The sequence below is a fragment of the Polaromonas sp. genome, assembly GCF_013817205.1.
Classification (GTDB): Bacteria; Pseudomonadota; Gammaproteobacteria; order Burkholderiales; family Burkholderiaceae_C; genus Polaromonas.
In genome coordinates, this window is sequence record NZ_JACDDD010000137.1 from 1 (window position 1) to 4075 (window position 4075).

Here is a 4075-nt window from a genome sequence, read left to right on the forward strand (position 1 = left end):
GGCCCTATCGGATATATACCTCCGGCAGAAGCTGAGGCAAACTACTACCGGCAACTCGCCAGTCAAGCCTCCACGGTGGAGGCATGACTTAAACCAAACAGCCTCCATGAAACCCGGGGCGATTCAATGTGCTGGCCAGCTTTGCCTAGAGCCCGGGTTCAGCGTTCGTTGATCTGCTTCTTGAGCGCCATCTTGTCGGCACGGCGCAGGGCGGCGGCGGATTTCTGGTGGGAGCCCGCCTTGCGCTGCAGCGCGGGCGCCACCAGCGGGTTGCGCTGCCGGGGTGCCGGCAGCTTGAACTTGGTTTTGCGTGTCGCGGTCATCGGCCCAGCTTCAACAAACCGGTGGACAGCGCTGTGCCGCAGATGATGACCACCGCGCACAGCAGCATCCACAGCGTGACCGCTTCGCCGAGAAACACCACGCCATAAAGTACCGCAAACACCGGCACCACAAAGGTCACGGCCAGCGCGCGTGGTGGCCCGGCGGTTTCGATCAACCGAAAGTAGAGCACGTAGGCAATGCCGGTGCAAAGAACGCCGACCACGAGCAACGACAGCCAGGCGCTGCTGCCCGGCATTTTTGCGGGCCACAGCCAGGCGGCGGGCAGGGCCAGGCCCAGGGTTGCGCCGATCTGGCTGCCGGCGGCGGTGACCAGCGGCGGCAGGCCGGTGAGGTGGCGCTTGGCGTAACTGGCCGACAGCGCGTAACAAACACAGGCAAACAGGCAGGCCAGCACGGCCCAGCCCGGGGCCACGCCCGAGGCGTCAGGCTTGAAGGTCGCCTTGTCCCAGGCTAGCATGGCCACACCGGCAAAACCTATCAGCAGCCCCAGCACGCGCGATCCGGTAGGTCGGTCTTTCAGCCAGAACCAGGCGACGATGGCGCCGAACATGGGGACGGTCGCATTCAAAATCGCCGACAGCCCGGTGGTGATGGACAGCAGCGCAAACGCAAAACACGCAAACGGAATCCCCGAGTTGAACAGGCCGACCAGAAACACGCGGCGCCAGTTCTTTAGCAGTGTTGCGCCATGTCCGCGCAGCAGCACCAGCGGCAGCAGAAAGGCTGCGGCGATGGCGACGCGCACCGCAGCGGTGGGCCAGGGGCCAAAATCCAGCACCGCAAAACGCGTGAACAGAAAAGACGAACCCCAGATCGCTGCCAGTAAGATGAAGTCGCCGAGCCAGCTTGTGCTTTTGAAGGCGGGAACAGCAAGGGTCACGCAGCGCCCCCCGGCAAAGCGCCTTCAAGCCTGAGCAGTGCGCTTTTGCGCTCCAGCCCGCCCGCATAGCCCGTGAGCGCGCCACTCGCCCCCATGACGCGGTGGCAGGGCACGATGATGCTGACCGGATTGCGGCCCACCGCTGCGCCCACGGCGCGTACGGCAGCCGGTTTGCCGATGCGCTGGCTCACCTCGCCATAACTTGCGGTGCCGCCTTGCGGAATCTTCAGCAGCGCCTGCCATACAGATTGCTGGAAAGCCGTGCCGTAAGCCAGGTCGAGCGGCACATCAAAACCGCTGCGCTGGCCGGAGAAATACTCGGTCAGTTGGACAATGACTTTTTGAAGTACCGGGTGTCCGGGTACGGTGGGCCACACAACAGGGCCAGTCAATTCAGCAGGCAGGTGTTTCTGGCCGTCAAACCAGAGGCCTGCCAAGCCCTTGTGGGTCGCAGCAATAATCATTTTTCCCAGAGGACTCTGGAATGTGGTCTGAACGATGGAGGGGTCGAATTTCATTTTTTGACCTTTGAATGGTTTCGAGTTAGGTGCGCGGTGTGGCGCGCTGTTTTCCGCAAAAGCCTGCCTCGATCATTCACTTGTGATGGTCGCGCCGGCGTGCCGGACCGTCCAATGAAATCGAGGGGCTGTATTCATTCCCGAATTGCATTAATCACCATCTGCTCCTTAACCAGGCTGCAGCATCGCCCCGCTCCAGGCGCGAATCACGGCGTAACTGCGCCAGGGTTTCCAGGCCAGCGATGCCAGCTCAGCTTCTTTCGCCGGGTTCTTCCGGCCTTGCACACCCAGTGCCTTGTGCAGCGCCACGTCGCCGGCCGGAAAGGCATCGGGCCAGCGCAGCGCGCGCATGGCGATGTATTGCGCGGTCCAGTCGCCGATGCCGGGCAATTCTTTCAGCGCCGCAATCGTGGCGTTGACGTCGGCGCCGCCATGCAGTTGCACGCGCCTTGACGCCACCGCCTGCGCGATGCCGACAATCGCCGCCTGGCGCTGGCGCACGATGCCCAGTTGCCCAAGCGCATCGCCGCTGGCCTGCGCCAGCACGGTGGCCGGTGGGAAGAGGCGTGTCAGGCCTGGCCATGGCGTCTCGATCGGCTCGCCGAGTTTGTCGACCAAACGCTGCGCCAGAGTGCGCGCCGCTGCCACCGTGATCTGCTGGCCCAGCACGGCACGCACCGCCAGCTCGTAGCCGTCCATGGCGCCGGGCACGCGCAGGCCGTCGCCGCCGGGAAAGCTGTCATGCAGTACGGCATTGATGGCCTGCGGGTCGGCGTCGAGGTCCAGCATGGCGCGCACCCGGCGTATCACCAACGGCAGCACTTCGCGCAGTGAGTCGCTGACCTGCAAGCTGACGTGGCAGCGGCTTTCATCGAAGTTCACCAGCAACCAACCGGCATGCACCTTGCCGCCGTTTTCGATACGAAAAGTGCGTCCAAGCCCTGTACCACCTGGGGTATCAGCTACAAATTCGATAGCGTTGATCTGACGTTTGCGAAAAAACGCCACCATAGCGGCCACGTCATAGGGGGGCCGGTAGCCCAGCTTCACCGCAATGCCGCGCCCGTTCGGTGTCCCGCCCTGGCGCCGCAACTGCGTCGGGTTCAGCCCGTAGTGGCCGACAAAGGCGGCGTTGAAGCGGCGCACACTGGCGTAACCGCTGATCAGCGCGATCTGAGTGATCGGCAGCGTGGTGTCGGCCAGCAGTTGCTTGGCCGTCAGCAGCCGGCGCGTTTGCAGGTACTGCATGGGCGAGACGCCGAACTGTGCTTCAAAAATGCGCCGGACGTGGCGGTCGCTGACGCCCAGCTTGGTGGCCAGGCCTGCCACCGTCGGTTCGGACGACACGAGCGTGCGCCGCGAAGGGCCGCCCCGAGCAAGCACAGCGCCCTCGGGGGGCAGCGAGGATACGCCAGTGCCGAGCGTGGGGGCCCTATCTGTCCAGGCTTCAGGTTCGTCGAGCAATCGCGCCGCTTGATGCGCCAGGATGTAGCTCGCATCCTGGATCGACCACACCACCGAATGCGGCGCCAGCTCGGGGCGGCAACGCAGGCAGGGCCTGAAACCGGCGTCTTCCGCTTGCGCCGCGTGGCCGAAAAAGCGGCAGTTCTCGCGTTTGGGCGTCTTCACGCTGCAGACCGGCCGGCAGTAAATGCCGGTGGAGGTCACGCCGGTGAAAAAGCTGCCATCGAAGCGTGCGTCCCGGGTCTTCAGCGCGAGGTAACAGGCGTCGTCGGCGAGCAGGGCGGTTTCAGCAGTCATGGGCGGATCATACGGCGCAGTTTGACTGGTACTAGCCGTTTTCGGACATCTTCCCCCTGGAGCCCGCGCCTACAATAGCCGCCGTACCCACGCCCTCAGGAAGATCCCGACCGATGCAGGTGAACCCAGCGATTTTCAAGGCCTACGACATCCGCGGCGTCGTGCCCTCTACCGTCAACGAGTCTGTGGCAGAGGCCCTGGGCCGCGCCTTTGGCGCCGCCGCACAGCTGCAAGGCGAGACAGTGGTCGCCGTGGGCCGCGACGGCCGTGTGAGTGGGCCGGCGCTCAGCGCGGCCCTGGTCCGTGGCCTGGTTGCCAGCGGTGTCGATGTGATGGACGTCGGCATGGTCACCACGCCCATGCTGTATTTCGCGGCTAGCACGCTGGCGAACTCCGGCATCCAGATCACCGGCAGCCACAACCCCAAGGACTACAACGGCTTCAAGATGTTGCTGGCCGGTCGCGCGATTTACGGTGACGAAATCCAGGGCCTGCGCAAGATGATGGAGGCCCCCACGCTTGTCGCTGCGCGTACTGCGCTGCCCCCCGGGGGGGCTAATTTTCCTAGGGG

Annotated in this window: 4 protein-coding genes and 1 pseudogene; 1 reads left to right on the forward strand and 4 read right to left on the reverse strand. The window is 64.3% G+C overall.

Annotated features, from left to right (window positions below; genetic code table 11):
* Positions 1 to 158: 158 nt before the first annotated feature.
* The 4 genes from H0W47_RS18370 to H0W47_RS18385 form a co-directional block, all read right to left on the reverse strand.
* The gene (locus tag H0W47_RS18370) at positions 159 to 323 is read right to left on the reverse strand and encodes a hypothetical protein (protein ID WP_296927021.1); all 165 of its coding nucleotides are present in this window, start codon (positions 321 to 323) and stop codon (positions 159 to 161) included.
* Entirely contained in the window at positions 320 to 1225 is a 906-nt protein-coding gene (locus H0W47_RS18375; RefSeq protein ID WP_296927023.1) for a DMT family transporter, read from the reverse strand. Before H0W47_RS18375 ends, H0W47_RS18370 begins: the two co-directional genes overlap by 4 nt.
* Positions 1222 to 1743 (reverse strand): methylated-DNA--[protein]-cysteine S-methyltransferase, encoded by a 522-nt coding sequence (locus tag H0W47_RS18380; protein WP_296927025.1) that lies wholly within the window; start codon positions 1741 to 1743, stop codon positions 1222 to 1224. Before H0W47_RS18380 ends, H0W47_RS18375 begins: the two co-directional genes overlap by 4 nt.
* Positions 1744 to 1911: 168 nt before the next feature.
* Positions 1912 to 3504, reverse strand: coding sequence for a DNA-3-methyladenine glycosylase 2 family protein (locus H0W47_RS18385; protein WP_296927027.1), 1593 nt, complete (start codon positions 3502 to 3504; stop codon positions 1912 to 1914).
* A 113-nt stretch (positions 3505 to 3617) separates the two neighbouring features.
* Between H0W47_RS18385 and H0W47_RS18390 the strand changes: the two are divergent.
* Positions 3618 to 4075, forward strand: a pseudogene (locus H0W47_RS18390) (phosphomannomutase/phosphoglucomutase); the annotation flags it as partial.